Source organism: Streptomyces sp. NPDC030809, assembly GCF_055572195.1.
Genome location: NZ_JBVIDV010000028.1, coordinates 13,094 through 33,041 on the forward strand (window position 1 = coordinate 13,094; position 19,948 = coordinate 33,041).

The following is a 19,948-nucleotide window of genomic DNA, read 5'->3' on the forward strand; positions in this document are numbered from 1 at the left end:
CGGGTTACCTGACCAGGGGGTTGTAGCCGACGGGGATGCCTGCGGCGAAGATCGCGGCTTCCGCGCCGTACGCGGGTCGCATCCGCAGGGACCTGGTGGCCTTCACGGCGCGGTTGAGTTCCTGGCGGGCGGCGGGCAGGTCGGCGGCGCGCAGGGCGGTGACGGTGACCATGAGGGTCCAGTCCACGACCTGTGCACCGCCGGCGGCCTGGGCGGCGGCCTGCTCCGCACGCTTGTAGTCCGCCTTCTGCGACCACTTCGCCCGGCCCTTGACCTGGGCGGTGGCGTCCGCCCTGTTGGCGGCCGCGCTGATCTCCCGCTCCAAGACGGCCTCGCCTTCGTGCGGGTCCAGGACCCGGTAGGCGAGGGTGACGCGGCGGGGGAACTTCCCGGGGCTGAGGAGGGGGAGCAGCACGGAGTAGGCGATGGGCCGCCTGGGCATCTCGCGCAGGACGTAGGAGACGGAGACGGCGCCGTCGTGGGCGTACTCCTCGAAGAGGTCGTCGGCGGCGACGGGGCCGCAGTCTGCCCAGGAGAGGTCGGCGAACTCCTCGTCGCGGGCGTTGAAGGTGCTGGGGTCGTAGGCGGAGCGGACGATGCGGCGTAGGTCGACGTCGGTGGCGCGGCGGACGATGTCGGTGCCGGTGCCGGACAGGTCCAGGCCGTCGACGACCCGGAGGGTCTCGGCGACCTGCCCGGGGAGGTCGGCAGGCGGGGTCGCGGTGGCGCAGGGGTCGACGGTGACGCTCATCCAGGAGGCGACCGAGGCGGTGGCCCGTGGTGCGGTGCGGATGAGTTCGTCGACGACGGAGGTGGCGAGGTCGGGTGCTTCGGGGACGCGGCGGGCGTTGATGTCGTCGCTGAGGGCCTCGCCTGCGCCGGGGGTGATCTGGATGGTCACCGAGGCTCCGCGGATCTGTTCCTCGGTGCTCATCGCGTCGAGGACGGATCCCCAGGTCCGCAGGTTGCCGCGGACGCTGCCGGTGGGGGCCATGAGGCTTCCGCCGGGGGCGAGGAGGGTGGAGACGGTCATGTAGCCGGTGGCCCGGTCGTGGACGACACCGACCTGCCGGCCGCTTGTGGGGTCGTGCGCGGCGATCAGGGTGGTGGAGGCGGCCACGCCGGGCAGGTCCAGGGCGTAGGGGTGGGGCAGCAGCACCCGCCGGTAGCTTGTGGATTCGGCCCGGGTGGCCATCTTCCAGGCAAGGACCGCGCGGTAGTAGGCGAGGGCGGACATGCCGTGGCGGCGGGCTGCTGCCATGCCGATCACGGCCAGCGTGACGGGGAGGGTGACCAGCAGGGTCAGCGGCTCCATGGTGCTGAGCAGCGCCTCGACGGCGAGGAAGCCCGCGCCCATCATCGTCGCGGACTTCGAGAGGTTGCCCAGGCCGAAGGTGCGGCGGGTCCGGAAGCCCTCGATCCTCAGTCCGTCGGGCACACCGTGGGTGGTCATGTGTTGCCCCCGTCTCCCATGGTCGAAGAGGCTTCCTGGATGGCGTCGTTGACGCCGTCCAGGACGGTGAGTGCGAGTACGGCGCCGCCCGTCGCTGCGGTGGCCGCACCGGTGGTGGCCGCCCCGGTCGCCGTGCTGGTCTCGGTGGCCGCGCCCAGGCCGGCTGTGGCGTCGGGGCCGCCGCCCTGCGCGGGGATCGACGCGTCGCCCCCGTTGCGGGAGGCCTGCGCGAGGGCGTCCTGCCCTTCGTCACCGCCGCCCTGCGGACCCATGGACTGCTCGATGTACTGGGCCTGCTTGACTGGGTCGGCGCCGCTGTCCGCGCCGCCACCGCCGCCCCCGCTCGGGTCGGGGTCGTCTCCGCCGCCGCCCTTGCCGCTGCGGCCGCCTAGGTAGGAGCCGGCCGCGCTCGCGGCCGCGGCCATGCCGCCCCCGGCCATGCTCCCGCCGACCGCCGCACCGAAGGGCGCGAAAATCTTCATCAGAGGCCCGGGGGCGATGATGGCGAGGGTGAGCGTGGCGCAGCCCCTCAGCCATGCCACCAGGTCGTGGGCGCTGCCGAACTCGGCGAATCCGACACAGATGATCGCGCCGACGATCGGCTTGTAGGCGATGATCGTGAGGATGCTGGTCACGAGGTTCGGCGCCCATTTGCGGGTCACGGATCCGCCCATCAGGCCCGCTCCGGCGATCGGCAGGAGCAGGCACTGGATTGGGATCGCGGACTGCCGCAGGAAGATCATGATCATCTGGACGAAGCCGACGAGCAGCAGCACGCAGCAGATTCCGCCGACGAGGACGGGGTTGGCGACGGCAGCGGGGACCATCACGGTGATGATGCTCTCGAAAGCGCCGTCCTTGTTGAAGGTGGCCTTGACCATCCCCTCGGTGAGAAGGTCGCCCGCGCGCAGCAGCGCTGCCACCATGGTCAGCCCGATGACGCTGAGCACCATGTTCTGGGCGTAGCCGGACAGCAGCTGGCCCCAGTACTTCCCCTGGCCGGTGATGGCGGCCTTGCCGATCTGCCACATCGCGCCGAACGCCGCGATCACCCAGCCCAGCCAGACGAGCATCCCGCCGAGTGTGGCGTCTTCTTCGAAGAGGCCGCTCTTGGACAAGTCGAGGCTGGGGCCCATGAGGGACAGGGTCAGCATCGTGCGCAGAATCCACTTCGCGACGTCGACTGCGGACTTGAGGATGTCGCCGATCACCGAGTCCCAGACGGCGGTCCAGTACTCCTCCACCTTCTCCTCGACCTTGTCGCCGACCACATCGCAGGCGTCCCGGCCCTTGATGAGCGTGCCGGCGAGGCGAGCCATGGCCCCCAGCGAGCTGCTGCCGGTGGCAACCCGGCAGGAGACGTCCACCGTCTCGCCGACGGGGCCGTCCGCGGCGGCGGGGGTGGCCAGGCCGATCCCGAGCATGGCGGTGAGGATCAGCAGCAGGGCGGCCAGCCGCCGCCTCATGAGGCCTCCCGGATCGCGCTCCAGGAGGCGGAGTTGAAGGCGGGATCGCCCGGGGCTGCGATGTCGGGCGTCGGTTCGCTGGCGGCGACGGCCCGGGTGTAGGCGGCGAGGGAGGTCTTCCAGTCGCCTTCGGCCCACTGGACGGCGACCACGGAGCGCATGTAGGAGCCGGTCTCCTTCTGGGTCTCTCCGGCCTTCGTCGTGACGCGCGAGAGGAGCCAGACGGCGACTTCGTCCGGCTTCTCGCTGATGATCTTGAAGCCGACCACGCGGGTGCGGACGTACGCGCCCGGCGGGAGGGCGCTGCCGACTGGCAGGCCGAGGCTGCGGCGCACCTGCTTGTCGGCGTCGATGCCCGCGAGCTCGACCGCTTCCCGGTTGGGCTCGGTCTGGTCGGCGGCGATCAGGTAGGAGTCGAAGATCCGCAGCTGGGCCTGCTGGTTGTCGTACGCGCCCTGAAGGTCGGTGGAGTTGGAGCTCGCCATCATCGCGACGGCCCCTTGCGTGGTGTGCGGGAAGCCGACCTCCATGCCTCGCTCGTCCGTGCGCGCGCCGCGGGGCAGAGCCGCCCAGCGGGCGGGCTCGGTCCAGTCCGACGGCGGTGCGTACCCGTCCGACGGCGAGGCGGACGGCACCGCGGAGGCACCGGCCTTGCCGGAGTCGGGCGTGGAGTCGTCTCCGCTGATCATGGCGTACCCGGTCAGTGCCAGGACGGCGGCCACCAGGGCGAGCGCCGTCGGCATCATATAGCGGGTGAGCCGGCCGCCACGGGTCACGCGGCGATCCCGTTGATCATGGCGATGAGGGTTCCCGCCATCAGAATGGCCAGGATTCCGGCGCCCATCCACTTGAAGGGCTCGGACCCGCCGCCCTGGCGGCTCTTGTCGGCCCAGGCCAGCTTGTAGATGCCGTAGCCGGTGGCGCTTCCGCCGGCCAGGACGAGCAGGTAGAGGCCGTAGCCGAAGAGTTCGACGACGACGGGGGCAAGGCCGGGGATCGGCGTCGGCTTGGCTCCCGGCAGCAGGCCCTTGTCCGCGAGGGCTCCGGCAAGCGTGATCATGTCCATCGGCTAGTTCCCTTCGAGAGCGCTGCGCAGCTTGCGGGCAGCGGCCCGGACGTCTTTGTGCTCCATGGCCTCCGCGGCGGTCTCGACCGTGCGCAGCACCGGCAGGTACGGCACGTAGGCCGTGCCGATCACGCGCGCGCCAAGAGCCCGGATGCGGTAGCGGGCGCCCACCGGCGGCGGGGCCGGCGCGTCGGCGACCAGGACGAGCCAGGGGCGCGGCAGGTGCACGGACCAGGTCTCGCGCAGCAGATGTTCGACGTAGACGGCGTTACTGACGGTGGTGTCGGCGATGACGACCGGGGTGACTCCCATCGGCAGTGCCTCGCCGGGCGCAAGGAAGCGGACGGTGCCTTCGTCCTGGTCGGCGAGCATGGGCTGGACGAGGCCTTTGGCGATGCTCCAGCCGGCGGCCAGGATGAGCGCGTACCGCAGGTCGGGCTCCTGGGGACGGTCCGTCGCGGGCGGCACGATCTCGGTGGCGGTCATCGCAACCTCCCCCTCCTCCCACGCGTTGCGCTCATGTGATTGCTCTTTGTGCCCAATGAGCTACAGAGAGTAGCGTCACCCGTGCGCGGAGCTGACATCAGGTCAACGCCCGGACCCGTGATCAGGCACGCAGGCACAACCGGCTCCCGAGTGATCACTCGTCCAGGTGACGGGCCCGCCGAGGAAGGGGGAGACGATGAAGGCCGCGACGGGCTGCCTCGTCGGAGTGCTGGCGCTGCCTGTGGCCGCCTTGATCGTCATGGCCGGGCTGCTGACGGCCGCGGGCGCCGATCCCGGCGGCGAGGGCGGCGGCGATGCTGGCGGGCTGAAGGGCGTACCCCCGAAGTTCGAGCCGTGGATCCGCCGGGCCGTCGCCGAATGCGACCACCCCGAGCTGACACCGGCCCTGATGGCCGCTCAGCTCTACCACGAGTCGGGTTTCCGCACCGACCGCGACGCGGTCAGCCACGCCGACGCGAAGGGTCCGGCCCAGTTCATCCACGACACGTGGCTCACCTGGGGGCGCGACGTCGACGGAGGCGGCGCCAGCGAGTTCCACATCGGCGACGCCGTCGTGGCGCAGGGCCGGTACATGTGCTCCCTCCTCGGCGATGCCAAAGCCTCGGGCTACCGCGACGATGTCCGCCGGCTCGCGCTCGCGGGGTACAACGCCGGCTGGGGCGCCGTCGTGAGGTTCAAAGGCGTGCCACCGAAGGGGTTCGCCAAGGGCGAGACCTACCGTTACGTCATCACGATCATGGATCTGATCGACGACTTCGAGGGCCCGGCCGCCTTGGCCGTCACGGGCAGCGGGGCGGGCGCCGACGCGCTGCGGCGCGCTGCGGCCCGGGTCGGCACCCCGTACGCGTGGGGCGGCGGCGGGCCCGGCGGACCCAGCCGGGGTTTCTGCGACGGACGCAACGGGTTCCTGCGCGGCCGGTGCGCCGCGTCCCACACCGAGGGCTTCGACTGCTCGTCGCTGGTGCAGTACGCGTACTGGCCGAGCACCCAGCTTCCCCGCACCGCCGCCGCGCAGTACGCTGCCACCTCCCACCGGCCGATCGCCCGCAGCCAGCTACGGCCCGGCGATTTGCTGTTCTGGTCGCGGCGCGGCGGCGGCATCTACCACGTGGGCCTCTACGCCGGCGACGGCCAGGTCCTTCATGCCCCGCGCACGGGCCGCAACGTCGAGGTAGTCGCCCTCGACAAGGCGATGCCGGCGGGCGACTACCACGGAGCAACCCGGGCGTAGCCGGCCTGCGGTCCGGCCGCGTCGCCCGCCGCGCCCGCGCCCGGCGGCGGGCATCATGCGGGGCATGAAGGCAGACGAGATCCTCAAGAAGGCGCAAGAGCTCCAGGCCGCACAGCTGGCCGCGAAGCAGGCCGCGGTCGAGCCCCTCGCGGCGATCCTGGCCCGTCGGATCCAGCTCCAGACCGAGCTGTCCCAGAGCGAGGTCCCGTACGGCAAGGCGTACGTGGAAGCCGAGGCCGCGGGGTGGTCGGCGGCCGAGCTGGCCGCTCTCGGCGCCACCGAGCCGACACACCGACCGCGGGTACGCCGGGCCCGTCCGAGCAGGCAGCAGACCCCGGCCGCGGGAGCCGACTCCGGCACGGAGATTCCCTCGCAGAGCCCCACGGTCAACGCCTAACATCCGCATTCAGCCGCCGTGTTGCGCGCGCAGGTCGGTCCCGGGGGAGGTTCAGGCCGGCATCCCCCGGTGAGCATGCGTGGCCTACGCCGCCGCCGTCTGCGGACCGGCCGGGCCGGGCAAAAGCGGCCAGCGGCGGGGAAGGGCGGCGGGTGGCCCGGACCGACCGTCAGCCGACCTGGTCGAGGGCTGGGACCGTACCCCCGCCGTCGACTCTTCGCTGCGTGAGGCGAGCGCACCGTCCGGGTGGGGCTGGTGGGGGGCGGGCTGCTGCCGCGATGTGGCCGGGCCCGGCACCGCTCTCCAGCGCTGCACGTCTCACCGTGGCCGAGCGTCCGGCGAACCGTGGTCGGCAGCGGAGGGGCTGACCTGTCGCTCGTGCAGGGGACGGCCATAGTCCACTACGCCCGCCGGGTTCCTCCGCCCGGGCCGGCCTACTCACCACGAAGCGGCGAATCGCTGGCGGCCAGTAGCCTTTCCATCAGCTCTTGGTAGCGGTGAAGGTCCTCGGCCCAGCCGGGCATGAGCAGGTATTGCACGACGCTGAGGGCGATAACGGATTCACCGCCCGCCCGGTCAGGAGCAATCCCGCCCAGCCGGGCCCACTGGTCCCACATCGGATCGGCCATCAGGCTTCGAAGGATGGCGGGGTCCTTCTCGGCTCGGGGCAAGAGCTGGAAGAAGAGACCGGAGGCCTTCGTGCACGCCCGGACAGCCGCGCACAGCCGCTGGTCGTCGGTCTCCTCCACGACCCGGACGAACCCGCCGAGCCCGCCGGCCAGCGGCGTCTGGGCCGCCAGGTCGATACCGTCGAGCTCGGCCTTGCAGTAGGCGGCCCGCATCTGCTCGATCAAGTCGCGGCCCTCGGGCCATGCTTCCTCGAACGCGTCCAGCACGCCGCCGAGGCCGATGTCCTCCACGCCGCCGAGGACCAGCCAGGCCCCCGGCTCGATCAGGGCCCGGTGCATGATGTTCGGCACCGAGCGCGGAGGCGGAAGTTCGACCCCGGCGGTCGCGGCACGGAGACGCAGGATCCCGTCGAAGTCCCGCCGCGGGGACCGCCGGCCCTGCTGAAGCCTCGCGACGAGTGCCTCGCGAGCCGCGGAGGCCTCTTCGGAGTCTCCCTGGGGAATGTTGTCGGGGTCGATGCCCGCGCGTTCGAGGGGGTGCCGGAGCGCGGCCCTCAGAGCCCCCCTCAGCAGGCTAGCTGTCTCCGGGGTGTCGGCAATGGCCCAGAACGCCCAGCCGGCCCAGCTGATTTTACGGCCGGGGACGGACAGGATGACCAACGAGATGGTGTGCCTGACGACCTGCTCGCGCAGGGAGCCGTCAGGCTCGCGCCAGAGGGTCGTCCTGGGCAGCCACAGCCGTTGACGCCAGCGCTCCAGCTGGGTTGCGGTCACTGTGTATCCGTGCGCGGCGACCGCCTCGATCAGCTGCTGTTCGAGGCGCGAGGGCTTGGTCCGGGGCATACTCAGCCCCTCCCGCTCGGCGAGCCGGCCAGCACAGCGGTATAGACGGCGGTCGCCGCTCCCAGGGCGCTGGCCCAGGCCGGCCCCTGCGCCGCGGCGATACCGGCGGCCATCGCGAGCAGGGCACCCCAGTACGGGCGCCCGGGCTCGCGCCTCGGCAGGTCGTTGTTCACGTACTCCTCCTCCGGAAGTTCCGCCGGGACCGTCCCGGCAGGCAGGGTCCTCCGGGAAGCAACTAGGTCCCTGCAGCCCCATCTCCTCATGGCGGCGGAACAGAAGTGGGGGAAACCTCGCGGGGTACACCTTCACTCACTGGCCTGCGAGCTCGTGTCGCTGAGGCCCGCTCGCGCTGATCGCCACTTGATGCTCAGCCCCTTTGCGTGGGCAGCGCGGCAGTGATGCGCGTGACCGGGTGTGCCAGATGGGCGTTAGCCCCTGCGGGCGAGAGCGTTCCTACCGCCTTCTGGGAGTCGGTCTCCGGTGAATTCACCTCAACCGCTTGATACTTACCCCATGGGGTAAGTATCGTTGCGGGTGTCGGAGGGGACAGCCCTCCGACACCCCGCCGGGCAGCTGGTCAGAGCTGTCCGTCAACCCGGGAGGATAGTCGTGACGCAGGTCGAGATCATCCGCTGTACCACCCCCGACGAGCTGTTCTGCTGCTACACCGGGCAGGACACGCCGCAGCCGGCCTACATCGAGCTGGGCTTGCGCGACGGCAAGCTGCTGGCCGACTACAACCCCGAGATCGGCAACGCGGTGCCGTTCAGCGTCTATCACGGCTTTGACCGCCGCTATGCGATCCCGGCGCTCACTGCTGAGGCGGCGAACGAGCTGATGGAGGAGCTGCTTCCGTTGGCCGAGCGGATCGTGGCGGACTGGGAGGAGTACTGGGACGGCAACAACATGCGGGCCCGTCTCGGCGAGGACGCGCAGGCTGCCGAAGCGGCCCTTGAGGAGCGCTTGGGCCTGAACCTCGGATACGGCGACATCGACGCGGGCACGCAGGGATTCAAGCCGGGGCAGATCGTCGCGCACTGGGATCTCGACGGCGCCGTCAATGGCCAAGAGGCCGAGGCATACGGCATCACGCCCGAGACCGCCGACGAGCGGCTGGCGGAGATCGCGGCCGAGATCACCAGCGACCTGGCCGCTTGCGGCGAGGCCGACGTGGCCGTGGTCCCGGGCCTGCTGGAGTACTTGATCCAGCGGCGCGACGAACTCGCCGCCGACCCGTCCTGACCGCCCACCTGGGCCCCGGTCCCGCGGCGTGCCGTCGCGGGGCCGGGGCTTCCCGCTGAAACGAGGTAGAACGTGTCCGATTTCCACCAGCGGTACGCCGCGGCCATGGCGCGCATCGAGTTCGGGAACCGCGAGCGCACAGCGGGGGCCGACGACAAAGCACACGCCATCGCCGACGAAGTCGACCGGCGCGGCCGGGGCGGAGCCAGCCAGCTGGCCACCGAACTCGGCACGTCGGAGAAGACGATCTCTCAGGCCGTGTCCAGGGCCCGCAACGCGCCGCGGTCGTCTGCGGCGCTGCCCGGGGACACGCTGGAGCGCCTCTTCGCGATCGAGTTGTCGCAGGTGCCGCCGCTGCCGGCAGTGCAGTGGGACGTGCTGGCCCACATCATTCGCGGCATCGCCTTCGATGGGGCGTGGATCGAGGACCCTGGCACGCTGCTGTCGTACGAGGTCGAGGACGCTGAGCTGGAGGCGGAGTACGACCCGCAGGCCTTGGCGGCTGCGTGCCGGGCGTTCAGTCGCGTTCAGGCCTTGGCGGTCATCGACGCATGCCAGGCTGGGGACTTGACCGTCTTTCCAGTGAGGGATTCGCTGTGACCGTTGAGCAGGAGCAGGCTGCCGTGATAGTGCCGGGCCCGCGGCCGCAGGCAAGGCCGTTGCGCCCGTACCAGGAGGAGGCGTTGGCGGCGGTGACCGCCGGCCTGAAGGGCGGTGGGTCGGGGCAGCTGTATGCGGCGTGCGGCACCGGCAAGACGCTGATCGGGCAGCGGGCGGCGCAGGCGCTTGCACCGCAGGGGCTGGTGGTGCTGCTCACGCCGTCGCTGGCACTAGTCGCGCAGACGGTGCAGGCCTGGCGCCGCGACCATGCCGGGGATCTGCAGGCGCTCGCGGTGTGCTCGGATCCGTCCGTCGCGGTGGACGAGCCCGCGTACGTCAAGGACGTGCCCGCGCCGGTGACCACCGACCCGGGCGAGATCGTGCAGTGGCTGGAGCGCACCGCGGGCCGGGGTATGCGGCTGGTGGTGTGCACCTACATGTCCGTGCAGCGGCTGTCCGAGGCGTTTCAGAACTGCGGTGCCGTCGCCGACGTCCTCCTCCTGGACGAGGCCCACCACCTGACCGGGTTCCTGCACGGCGATGCCCAGCAGCTGGTCACCGAGCCCGGCTTCCTTCCCGCGCGCCGCCGGCTGTTCATGACCGCAACCCCCCGTACTGCGGCCGTCTCCGCCGAGTCCGGGGTGGTGTCCATGAGCGATACCACTCTGTTCGGGCCCGTGCTCTACGAGTACTCGTTCGCCCGCGGGATCGCGGAGGGCTACCTGCAGGACTACCGGGTGTACGTGGTCGGGGTCCGGGAAAGCGAGGCCCGTGCCCTGCTGGACGACCCCCGCTGCGAGTACACCGTAGGAGTGGGGGCGCCGAGTCTGCAGACGCTGGTGGCCCAGGCTGCCCTGCTGCGCGCGGCGGAGCAGTTCGGGATCAGGCGGGTGCTGACGTTCCATGCGCGCGTCGAGCAGGCCCAGGAGTTTGCCCGCACCCTGCCGGGCCTGGTCGGCCGGATCGCCCCCGCGCTGTCCGTCCCGTACACGGCGAGCGTGCATGGCGAGATGGCCACCAGCCTGCGCGAGCAGTGCCTGGGGCACCTGCGCAACCCGGGGCCCGGAGGGTGGGCGGTGATCTCCAACGCCCGCTGTCTTGGCGAAGGCGTGGACGTGCCGGCCATCGACGCGGTTCTGTTCGCGCACCCCAAGTCCTCACCCGTCGACATCGTCCAGGCCGTGGGTCGTGCACTGCGGCGCAGCCCCGACGGCACCGGCGACTCCGTGGTGATCTTGCCGGTGGTCGTGCCCGAGCAGGACGGCGAGATCGGTGATCTCGACCCCGGCGAGTACCGCATCCTGTGGGAGGTGATCCGGGCGCTGCGCGCCCACGACGGAGAACTCGGTATGACCTTGGACCGCAGCCGCGCCTACGGGCGGATGTCCAATCCGAGCCTGCCCGACAAGGTGACCGTCGTCCTTTCGGAGGGCACCACGCAGGGCATTTTGGAGCAGCTCACGCTGTTGCTGGTCCGGCAGACGACGTCCCCGTGGTGGGAGGGCTACGCGGCCGCCCGTGCCTGGCACGAAGTCCACGGCCACCTCGACATCCCCCTGCGACACAAGACCGAGACCGGCTTCGCCCTGGGCCAGTGGCTGGTCAAGCAGCGCCAGTTCCGTTCCAGGGGCTGGTTGGACGCCCGCCGTGTGGAAGCCCTGGAGGACCTGGGAATCGTCTGGGATCCGTCCGAGGCACGCTGGCAGGCAGCCTATGAGCAGGCTGCCGCCTGGTACCGCAAGCACGGCCACCTGCGGGTTACCGAGTTCGCCGACGGCAAGCGCAACCCGCTGGGGGCGTGGCTGATCAAGCAGCGTTCCGCCCGGCGGGCCGGCGTCCTATCCGAAGAGCGCGCTGCCGCTCTGGAACGCATTGGCATGTTCTGGGACTACGCCGACCACGCGATGCAGCGCCACCTGGACGCACTCGCCGCGTACCGGGCCGAGCACGGCCACACCGACGTCCCCCAGCGGCACGTCACCGCCGACGGGGTAAAGCTGGGCATGTGGGTGAGCAAGATGCGCGCCACGCGCGCCCAGTTGCCCGCCGAACGGATCGCGGCCCTCGATGCCGCCGGGTTCTGCTGGGTAGGTGTGCCGGCAGCAGAAAAGCAGCGGGCGCGTGCCCTGGCCGCAGCCATTTCCTTCCACGCCGAACACGGCCACCTCAACGCGACTAGCGGCACCGAGCACGACGGCGTGAAGTTGGGCAACTGGCTCGCCCGGCAGCGCTCACTACGCCGCACTGGCGACCTACCCGCCGACATCGCCGAGGTTCTCGACAAGCTCGGCATCGACTGGAACCCCAAGCGCCACCGCCCCGACCCCGCGACCGTCAGGGCCGCCCATGCCTCCCGCGCCGCCGCAGGATGGGAACGCGGAATCCGCGCAGCGACCGCCTACGCCGCCCAGCACGGCCACCTGAAGGTTCCCCAGGGGCACACCGAAGGCGGCGTGAGGCTGGACGCCTGGCTCTACCGGCAGCGCACCGCACTGCGCCAAGGGCGTCTCACCGCCGACCAGCAACAGCAACTCGTCCAGCTGGGCGCCTGCGACGTCGGCGACGGCGCAGAGATCAGCGCCGCCGACCAGCAGCCCACCACCGCCCCCGAAACGGCGTAGCCCTCTCTGGCCGACACCCGAGCACGCGTGACGCCCGGCGGGGAAGGAGATCCCGCCGGGCGCCCCACTCAGCGCTTGGTGGGCTGCTGTTCGCGTTCAGGACCGGGTCGAGGAAAGCGCCTTCATGAGGTCGTCGCGGGTCATCTGTGAGCGCCCCGGGACGTTCGCGGCGGCCGCTTTCTTGTACAGGTCGGCCTTCGACAGGCCGTCGAGGTCTTCCTTGGGCCCAGAGCGGACGCGCTTCTTCGCGGGCGCCTTCTTGGGGGCGGCCTCGGCGGAGGTGGTGGCCTTGTCGCCGGTGGATTTCGGGCTGCGGGCGCGCTCCACACTGGCGCGCAGGGCCTCCATCAGGTCGACGGCGCCGGTGGGTGCTGCGGCCGGCTCGGCCTTCTCGACCGTCTCGCCGGCCTGCTTGGCCTGGATGAGGGCGGCGACCTTTTCCTGGAAGGTGTCGTGGAACCGCTCGGGGTCCCACTTCATCGCCATGGCCTCGATGAGTTGCTCGGCCATCTGCACTTCCTTGGCCGTGCCCTTGGCCTTCCCCGGCAGGCTGTCGATCTCGTTCTTGGGGTTTCGGATCTCGTCGGCCCAGTGGAGGGTGTGCAGGGTCAGCAGGCCGTCTTCGGCCTTCACTGCGACGAGGTACTCGTGCTGGCGCATCACGAACGTCGCGATGCCAGCCTTGCCGGTTTTGGCGAGGGCCTGTTCCAGGAGGCTGTAGACCTTCTCGTACTCCTTGCCCCGGGGGCCGAGGTAGTAGGTCTTGTCGAAGAAGATGGGCTCGACCTCGTCCAGGTCGACGAACCCGCTGATCTCCAGCACCCGCGAGCGACCGGGGGCGATCTCGTCCAGCTCCTTCGGCTCGACCAGGACGTACTCGCCGCCGGTGTCGTAACCCTTGACGATGTCCGACAGCTCGACCTCCTTTCCGGTGCGCTCGTTCACGCGCCGGTTTCGAATCCGGTCGGAGGTACCGCGCTGGAGCTGATGGAAGTGGATCGTGTGGCTGTCGGTGGCCGTATAGAGGCCGACCGGCAGGCTGACCAGGCCAAATGACAGGTTTCCGGCCCAAACGGGACGAGCCATCTTCAGCCACCTCCTCCGACTGCCCCCGCTTCTTCCAGCTCAGGGCGTCTTCCCAGTGATCGCATCCCTATGACGGAGCAACCGATTCGCCGTGTTCGATTTCCGTTCGATACTTTGGAGGGAGGGAATCAAGCCATAACGGCTGAAACTATGCGCTCGCGGGAGGTGTGCCATGGGCTGTGGGGTGCATCTGCACGTGGCCAGCGGCTATTCCGCCCGCTACGGCGCCTCCCACCCGTCCGAACTGGTCCGGCGCGCCGCCGAGCGTGGGATCGGGACGCTCGCTCTGACCGACCGCGACACCGTCACCGGCTCCGTGCGCTTCGCGAAGGCCGCCGTGAACGCCGGGGTCCGTCCTGTCTTCGGTGTCGACGTCGCCGTCGCTCCCCAGGCACCTGCCCAGCCCGGCTCCGCGCCCCGCCCGCGCACTCCGGTGCGAGGGGGTGCGCACGTGGTGGAGCCGCCGCTGCGCGTCACGCTCCTCGCGCGGGATGCCGCCGGCTGGGGGCGGCTGTGCCGATTGGTGTCGGCCGCACACGCGGGCGCCGGCGGCGGCCTGCCGGTGGTGTCCTGGGAGCTTCTCGGCACGTACGCCGACGAAGGGCTGGTCGTGCTGCTGGGGCCGGTCTCGGAGCCGGTGCGCGCCCTGTCTGCGGGGCGGCCCGACGTCGCCGAGAAGCTGCTCGCGCCGTGGCGGGAGGTCGTGGGCGAGAACCTGCGGCTGGAGACGGTGTTCTGGGGCACGCCGGGAACCGGGCCGGGTTCGCTCCGGCTGGCCGCGCGCACCGTGGGCCTGGCCGACCAGGTCGGCGTGCGGGCAGTGCTGACCAACGCGGTCCGGTACGCCGACCCGGGCCAGCACCGGATCGCCGATGTGCTGGACGCGGCGCGGCTGCTGCGGCCGATCGACCGGTGGCGCCTGGACTGCGGGCAGCGGTGGCTGACCGGGCCTGCGGAAATGGCCGCTGCCGCGGAACGGATCGCGCAAGCAGCCGGCACCGGTAGCGGCCGGGCTGCTGCGCTGCTTGCCGAGACCATCCGGACCGGTGAGGAATGCGTCGTCGACCCGCTGGGGGACCTGGGGCTGGGGCGTCCGCATTTCCCCGAGCCGGAGGTCGTCGGTGCCGAGCGGGGTCCGGGCGGGGCGATGCGACTGCTGCGGCAGCGCTGCGAGGCGGGCATGTTCGCGCGCGGCCTGGACACCGACCGGCGGGCGGTGGAGCAGCTGGAGTACGAGCTGTCGGTGATCGGGGAGCTGGAGTACGAGGCGTACTTCCTCGCGGTCGCCCAGGTCGTCGCCGACGTCCGCGCAATGGGAATCCGGGTGGCGGCCCGCGGGTCGGGGGCCGGGTCGATGGTCAACCACGCGCTGTTCGTGGCGACGGCGAACCCGCTCGACCACGACCTGCTCTTCGAGCGGTTCCTGTCGGTGCGCAGGCGGTCGCTGCCCGACATCGACGTGGACGTGGAGTCCGCGCGCCGGCTGGAGGTCTACGACCGGATCATCGAACGGTTCGGAACCGAGCGGGTGGCGGTGACGGGGATGCCGGAAACCTACCGCGCCCGGCACGCCCTGCGCGATGCCGGTCTCGCCCTGGGCATCGCCCCGCAGGTGATCGACCGGGTGGCGAAGGCCTTCCCGCACATCCGCGCGTGCGACATCCGCGACGCTCTGGCCACCCTGCCCGAGCTGAAGCAGCTGGCCTCCGAGGCGGAGACGTTCGGGCCGCTGTGGGAGCTGGCCGAAGGCCTCGACAAGCTGCCCCGCGGGATCGCCATGCACCCGTGCGGGGTAATCCTCTCCAACGCCACCTTGCTGGACCGGCTGCCGGTGCAGCCGACCCCGGGCGGGCAGTACCCGATGGTGCAGGCCGACAAGGAGGACGTCGAAGACCTCGGCCTGCTCAAGCTCGACGTGCTCGGGGTGCGGATGCAGTCCGCGATGGCGCACGCCGTCAAGGAGATCCAGCGGACCTCCGGCCGGCGGATCGACCTCGACAACCCCGACCACGTCCCCCTCGGCGATCCGGGCGCCTTCGAGCTGATCCGGCGCTCCGACACGGTCGGCATGTTCCAGCTCGAATCCCCCGGCCAGCAAGACCTGGTGGGCCGGCTCCAGCCCCGCGACGTCCAGGACATCATCGCCGACATCAGCCTCTTCCGTCCCGGCCCGGTCAAGGGCGGCATGCCCGCGCTCTACATCGCCGCCCGCCACGGCGCCGCCCCCCGCTACCCGCACCCCGACCTCGTGCCGGTGCTGGCCTCGACGTACGGGGTGACGATCTGGCACGAGCAGATCATCGACATGTTCGCCGTCCTGACCGGCTGCGACCGCGCCCTGGCCGAGATCGCCCGCCGTGCCCTCGCCGACAACGACCGCCTCCCCGCGGTGGAGGCCTGGTTCCGGCGCGAAGCCGGCGCCCGCGGCTACACCCCCGCCGTACTGGACGAGGTGTGGGAGGTCATCCGGGGGTTCGGCGCGTACGGGTTCTGCCGCGCCCACGCCGTGGCCTTCGCCGTGCCCGCTCTTCAGAGCGCGTGGCTCAAGGCCCACCACCCCGCCGCCCTCTATGCCGGGCTGCTGGAGCACGACCCGGGTATGTGGCCGCCGCGCGTGATCGTCTCCGACGCCCGCCGTCACGACGTGCCCATCCTGCCCGTCGACATCAACCGCTCCGCCGCCGAGCACCGCATCGAGCAGACGGACGGCGGCGTGTGGGGGGTGCGGCTGTCCCTGTCCTCGGTGAAGGGCATCAGCGAGGACCAGGTCACCCGCATCGCAGGCGGCCAGCCCTACAACAGCCTGCAGGACTTCTGGCAGCGCGCCCGCCCTGCACTGCCCATCGCCGAACGCCTCATCCAGATCGGCGCTCTCGATTCGCTGCGCGGCCCGCTGACCCGACGCGACCTCCTCCTCCAGGCCGCCGAGCTCCATGCCCACACCCGCGCCCGCCCCGCCGACGGCCAGCTCCCTCTCGGCGGCGAACTCCTGACCGCCGAACCCTCCGGACTGCCGGAAATGACCAGTCGCGAGGCCCTCAGCGCCGAGATCGACGTCCTGAAGATCGACGTCTCCCAGCACCTGATGACCCACCACCACCGGCTGCTCCGCGAGATCGGCGCCACCGACGCCGCCCACCTCAAGAACATGCACCCCGGACAGAAGGTCCTCGTCGCCGGGGTGCGCGCCTCCACGCAGACCCCTCCGATCCCCTCGGGCAAGCGCGTCATCTTCGTCACCCTCGAAGACGGCTCCGGCCTCGTCGACCTCGCGTTCTTCGAAGACAGCCACGACGCGGTCGCCCACACGGTCTTCCACTCGGGCCTCCTCCTCGTGCGCGGCACTGTGGAGGCCCGCGGCCCCCGCCGCACCGTGGTCGGACAGATGGCCTGGAACCTCGAAGAACTCGCCGCCGTCCGCCGCGACCACGGCCCCGAAGCCGCCCTCCAGCTCCTCGGCCAAGACCACCTCGCCCCCACCCCTGCCCAAACACCGGACCGGCAGCGGACCCTGGCCAACGGCACCACCGGAGCGCGCCTGCATCCCTACGCCGACCTCCAGCCCGCCGGCACCCGCTCCGCCGACCTCAGTACCCTCGGCTACACCAGCCCCGGAAGCCCGGGGTGAGAGCCATGAACGAACGACGCATCCTCCACGCCCACTTCCACACCGACGGCGCCGACCCCGAGCTGTACGAGCAGCTCCTTGCCCTCGCCGAGGACATCACCCCCCGGGTGCAGGCGATCCCCCCGAACTCGGCCCACCTCGACATCACCGGCGCCCTGCGCTACTGGCAGCGCGACCCTGAAGGACTTGCCGCCCTGCTGCGCCTGCGCACGCTGGCCCTGCACGGCGTACAGACCACCTGCGCGATCGCTCCCAACCGGATGCTCGCCACCATGGCAGCCGCCGCAACACCACCCGGGGCCACGACCGTGATCGAGGCCGGCGAGGTGAAGACGTGGCTGCGACCGCGGTCCGTCGCGACGCTGCACCAGGTAGGTCCCGCGACCGCGACGAAGCTCCAGTCGTACGGCCTCCACACGATCGGCGACCTCGCCGACGCCCCCCTCCCCACCCTCGTCCGCCTCTTCGGCGCGGCTACCGGCCGGGCACTTCACGCCCACGCCAACGGGCTGGACCCACGCACCGTCCAGCACCAGCCGATCGCGAAGTCAGTGAGCACCGAGCGGATCTTCGACCACGACGTGCTCGATGCGTCCGCACACCGCGGTGCCCTCCTGGGCCTCGCCGAGGAGCTCGGCGGCCGGCTGCGCGACGAGCGGCAAGTCACCGGGAACATCACCCTGACCATCCGCTACGCGGACCGGACCAGCAGCACCCGCAGCCGTACGCTGAGCGAACCCACCGCCCATACCCGCCCGCTCGCAGCCACCGCGTACGACCTCTACGAGCTGCTCGGTCTCCAACGGGCGCGCGTCCGGGCCATCAGCCTGCGCGGACAAGATCTCCGCCCCGCAGCACACGCCACCGAGCAGCTCACCCTGGACCCCACCGACGACAAAGCCCTCGCCATCGAAGCCGTCACCGACCGCGCCCGAGCCCGCTACGGCCCCGGCGCCCTCAAGCCCGCCACTCTCGCCACCACCAGCAAAGAGACACCTGCCAACACCCGGCGGAGAAACGTTCCGACCACCGCACCTCGAAAGGCCTCCCGGTCATGACTACGCCCCAGCCTTCCACGAGACCGCCGGCACTGAACTGCGCCCCCTCGCAGATCGGGCCGTGCGCAAAGTGCCGCCAGCCCTGCTGCCGCTACGGCGTCGGGGCGAATTCCCTGTGCCAGGCGTGCCGCACCCAGTTGCGGGAGGCGCAACAGAAGGCGAGCCCATCCCCCAGCCTCACCTGACGGAGCCTTCTGGCCGAGGAGGCCAGCCCCGAGTGGCCTTGTGCCGCACAGGGGCTGACGCAGCAACGAAGGGCGGGCCGACCCTGGCTGGGTCGGCCCGCCCTTGCGCTTGCGCGGCCTACTGGGCGCGGCGGTCGCGCTGGATGGGGAGCGGCTTGGCGGGGCGGTTGTCGGGGCGGTTGTCGGGGGCCTGGCGCGGCTTGGGGAAGATGGGGATGACGCGCTCGTTGTCCCGGTCGCGGTCGTGGGCATCGCGCATGGCGGGGGTCCTTCCAGAGAGTTCCTGACGGGCGCCGGGGGTGGGTACCGACCACTTCCCGACAAGAAAAACTTTACGGCAACAACGGCCACTCGGGCAGGATTTCACGCGGCGCGGCGCGTGTCCGGTCTCAGTGGAGGTGGCGAACGGTTCGCTCAACATGGCGATCCTGCAAGGGGTTTAGCAGTCCTGCTGACGAGGCGGACATCGTTCTCCCCGGTGCTGCCCGCTGCCTCCGCCTGTGGGGGAGCGAAACGCGCCCGACATGATCAGGGAGGCCCCGCCGGTGATCCAGGACAAGACGCCCGCTGTGGACAGCAGCCAGGTGAACACGGGGCCGCTCGGCAGGGTCCCGGCCAGAACCAGGAGGCAGATCCCCAGCAGGAGCCCCACCACCGCGGTGCGCGGCACCGTAGGGCCTGGCGGCGAAGCGTCGACCATATCGCGCAGGAGTTCCGCCTGGCGCTGTCGGAACTGCGCCTTACTCAACTCCAATGCCGACCAGTCGTGAGGGTCGCGTCCGTGGAGGTGGGGGTGGTGACGACACAGGTCCTCCAGAAGTCCGGGTAGCAACGCCTCTGGCAGGAAGTCCCGCGCGACGCCCCTGGACTCCGACGTGCCGGCATACACCAACTCGGTGTCGTACCTCACCGTCCATTCCCAGTACGTGACCATCTCTTCGCCCATGCTGCCCTCCGCGTCTCCCCCATTGAAGGCGGCGACGGCACGACCGTCCTGGTCTACGTCGTCCTTCCTGAGCTGTTCTCAATGATGGCGGCTCAGTCCCAGCCTGTTCGCCACGTCGGACAAGCCGTTCGCCACCTTCACGGAGAACGGACAGCGCGTGAAATCCTGCCTGCCGACCGGGCGGCCTCAGGACCCGACGGTCTGCTCGCGGGCTTCGCGCAGGAGACGCTGGGCGGTGCGTTCACCGACTCCGTAGCTCGCGGCGATCTCCGCCGTGGTGACCGGCGCCCTCTCCCCCGCTGCGGCGAGCGCAAGGGCGTCGGCCGTCTCCGCGACGCGAGCGTCGGGGCTGCGGCGCGGCGCACGGTCCGTGGCGCCCCGCGGGCGGCCAGCCCCGGTCAGCTCCGGGTGGTGGCGCTGATCGTCGGCGTCGCGGCGAGCGGTGACTGCGGCGCGCCGGTACCAGGTGCGGCCGTACCGCTGGACGACTGGAAGGTAGCCGTCGGCGCCGTAGTCTCGGACGGTGGAGGCCTTCGTACCCAGAACCGCCGCAGCCTCGCGGTCGGTGAGCAGGTCGTCCGGGTGCTCCTCGCCCGGCGGTACCGCGGCCGGCCACGAAGGGACACCGTCCGCCCCATCGCCCGTCGCTACGGCGTCGGTTCCGGGCGGCCACGGGGCGCCGCAGAGGTGAGCGTGGACCTGCTCTTCGTCGTAGAGGCGGGGGCGTCCGCCCGGGTTGACCAGCGGCACCCGGGCCCGCAGCGCATCGCCCTCGGTGCGCTGCCAGGTCTTGAGCGTCTTCTTCCGCAGCGCGGCGATGTCGGCTTCGGTCAGGGCGGGTCGGCCGCGCGGGATCATCGCGCACTCCATGCTCGTACGGGGCCGCGCACGGCCGGGGGAAGGGCTGGTGATGTGGATAGACTGCCGTACATGTCGCTCTCTTTCGGGAGTTGCTGACGGGTGGGGGCCAGTGGGTACCGCCGTCTCCTT

18 protein-coding genes are annotated in these 19,948 nt (G+C 71.1%); 7 read left to right on the forward strand and 11 right to left on the reverse strand.

What is annotated here, in order from left to right; genetic code table 11:
- Positions 1-4 precede the first annotated feature (4 nt).
- The 5 genes from ACZ407_RS29720 to ACZ407_RS29740 are packed head-to-tail and all read right to left on the reverse strand — an operon-like array spanning position 5 to position 4,471.
- Positions 5-1,453, reverse strand: coding sequence for an SCO6880 family protein (locus ACZ407_RS29720; protein ID WP_468133643.1), 1,449 nt, complete (start codon positions 1,451-1,453; stop codon positions 5-7).
- Positions 1,450-2,919: a hypothetical protein gene (locus ACZ407_RS29725; RefSeq protein WP_468133645.1), complete on the reverse strand. Its 1,470-nt coding sequence runs from the start codon at positions 2,917-2,919 to the stop codon at positions 1,450-1,452. Before ACZ407_RS29725 ends, ACZ407_RS29720 begins: the two co-directional genes overlap by 4 nt.
- Entirely contained in the window at positions 2,916-3,695 is a 780-nt protein-coding gene (locus ACZ407_RS29730) for a DUF8175 domain-containg protein (RefSeq protein ID WP_468133647.1), read from the reverse strand. The genes ACZ407_RS29725 and ACZ407_RS29730 overlap by 4 nt, the downstream gene beginning before the upstream one ends.
- Positions 3,692-3,985 (reverse strand): hypothetical protein, encoded by a 294-nt coding sequence (locus tag ACZ407_RS29735; RefSeq protein WP_468133649.1) that lies wholly within the window; start codon positions 3,983-3,985, stop codon positions 3,692-3,694. Before ACZ407_RS29735 ends, ACZ407_RS29730 begins: the two co-directional genes overlap by 4 nt.
- Before the next feature lie 3 nt (positions 3,986-3,988).
- Positions 3,989-4,471: a hypothetical protein gene (locus tag ACZ407_RS29740; RefSeq protein ID WP_468133651.1), complete on the reverse strand. Its 483-nt coding sequence runs from the start codon at positions 4,469-4,471 to the stop codon at positions 3,989-3,991.
- A gap of 196 nt (positions 4,472-4,667) precedes the next feature.
- On the opposite strand from ACZ407_RS29740, the gene ACZ407_RS29745 reads away from it, so the two are divergent.
- Both ACZ407_RS29745 and ACZ407_RS29750 read left to right on the forward strand, forming a co-directional pair.
- The gene (locus ACZ407_RS29745) at positions 4,668-5,723 is read left to right on the forward strand and encodes a C40 family peptidase (RefSeq protein ID WP_468133653.1); all 1,056 of its coding nucleotides are present in this window, start codon (positions 4,668-4,670) and stop codon (positions 5,721-5,723) included.
- Positions 5,724-5,787: 64 nt separating this feature from the next.
- Entirely contained in the window at positions 5,788-6,120 is a 333-nt protein-coding gene (locus ACZ407_RS29750) for a hypothetical protein (RefSeq protein ID WP_468133655.1), read from the forward strand.
- Positions 6,121-6,554: 434 nt separating this feature from the next.
- Here ACZ407_RS29750 and ACZ407_RS29755 read toward each other — a convergent pair whose 3' ends face one another.
- On the reverse strand, positions 6,555-7,592 hold the full coding sequence (locus tag ACZ407_RS29755) for a hypothetical protein (RefSeq protein ID WP_468133657.1): 1,038 nt from the start codon (positions 7,590-7,592) through the stop codon (positions 6,555-6,557).
- 2 nt (positions 7,593-7,594) lie between these two features.
- Positions 7,595-7,765: a hypothetical protein gene (locus tag ACZ407_RS29760; RefSeq protein WP_468133659.1), complete on the reverse strand. Its 171-nt coding sequence runs from the start codon at positions 7,763-7,765 to the stop codon at positions 7,595-7,597.
- Between the two features lie 436 nt (positions 7,766-8,201).
- Between ACZ407_RS29760 and ACZ407_RS29765 the strand changes: the two genes are divergently transcribed.
- The 3 genes from ACZ407_RS29765 (at position 8,202) to ACZ407_RS29775 (ending at position 12,055) form a co-directional block, all read left to right on the forward strand.
- Positions 8,202-8,834, forward strand: coding sequence for a hypothetical protein (locus ACZ407_RS29765; RefSeq protein ID WP_468133661.1), 633 nt, complete (start codon positions 8,202-8,204; stop codon positions 8,832-8,834).
- A gap of 72 nt (positions 8,835-8,906) precedes the next feature.
- Positions 8,907-9,434, forward strand: coding sequence for a hypothetical protein (locus ACZ407_RS29770; RefSeq protein WP_468133663.1), 528 nt, complete (start codon positions 8,907-8,909; stop codon positions 9,432-9,434).
- The gene (locus ACZ407_RS29775) at positions 9,431-12,055 is read left to right on the forward strand and encodes a helicase associated domain-containing protein (RefSeq protein ID WP_468133665.1); all 2,625 of its coding nucleotides are present in this window, start codon (positions 9,431-9,433) and stop codon (positions 12,053-12,055) included. The genes ACZ407_RS29770 and ACZ407_RS29775 overlap by 4 nt, the downstream gene beginning before the upstream one ends.
- 96 nt (positions 12,056-12,151) lie before the next feature.
- On the opposite strand, the gene ku is transcribed toward ACZ407_RS29775, so the two are convergent.
- Positions 12,152-13,141, reverse strand: coding sequence for a non-homologous end joining protein Ku (gene ku, locus ACZ407_RS29780; RefSeq protein WP_468133667.1), 990 nt, complete (start codon positions 13,139-13,141; stop codon positions 12,152-12,154).
- Positions 13,142-13,313: 172 nt separating this feature from the next.
- Between ku and ACZ407_RS29785 the strand changes: the two genes are divergently transcribed.
- Together ACZ407_RS29785 and ACZ407_RS29790 are read left to right on the forward strand one after the other, a co-directional pair.
- A complete protein-coding gene (locus ACZ407_RS29785) occupies positions 13,314-16,769 on the forward strand; it encodes a DNA polymerase III subunit alpha (protein ID WP_468133669.1) in 3,456 nt (1,151 codons plus the stop codon).
- A 5-nt stretch (positions 16,770-16,774) separates the two neighbouring features.
- Entirely contained in the window at positions 16,775-17,827 is a 1,053-nt protein-coding gene (locus ACZ407_RS29790; RefSeq protein WP_468133671.1) for a DNA polymerase Y family protein, read from the forward strand.
- Positions 17,828-18,130: 303 nt separating this feature from the next.
- Here ACZ407_RS29790 and ACZ407_RS29795 read toward each other — a convergent pair whose 3' ends face one another.
- The 3 genes from ACZ407_RS29795 to ACZ407_RS29805 form a co-directional block, all read right to left on the reverse strand.
- Entirely contained in the window at positions 18,131-18,271 is a 141-nt protein-coding gene (locus ACZ407_RS29795; protein ID WP_468133673.1) for a hypothetical protein, read from the reverse strand.
- Between the two features lie 180 nt (positions 18,272-18,451).
- Positions 18,452-18,958 carry a hypothetical protein gene (locus tag ACZ407_RS29800; RefSeq protein ID WP_468133675.1) on the reverse strand — a complete coding sequence of 169 codons (507 nt, stop codon included), beginning with the start codon at positions 18,956-18,958 and terminating at the stop codon, positions 18,452-18,454.
- A gap of 186 nt (positions 18,959-19,144) precedes the next feature.
- On the reverse strand, positions 19,145-19,816 hold the full coding sequence (locus ACZ407_RS29805) for a hypothetical protein (protein WP_468133677.1): 672 nt from the start codon (positions 19,814-19,816) through the stop codon (positions 19,145-19,147).
- Positions 19,817-19,948 lie beyond the last annotated feature (132 nt).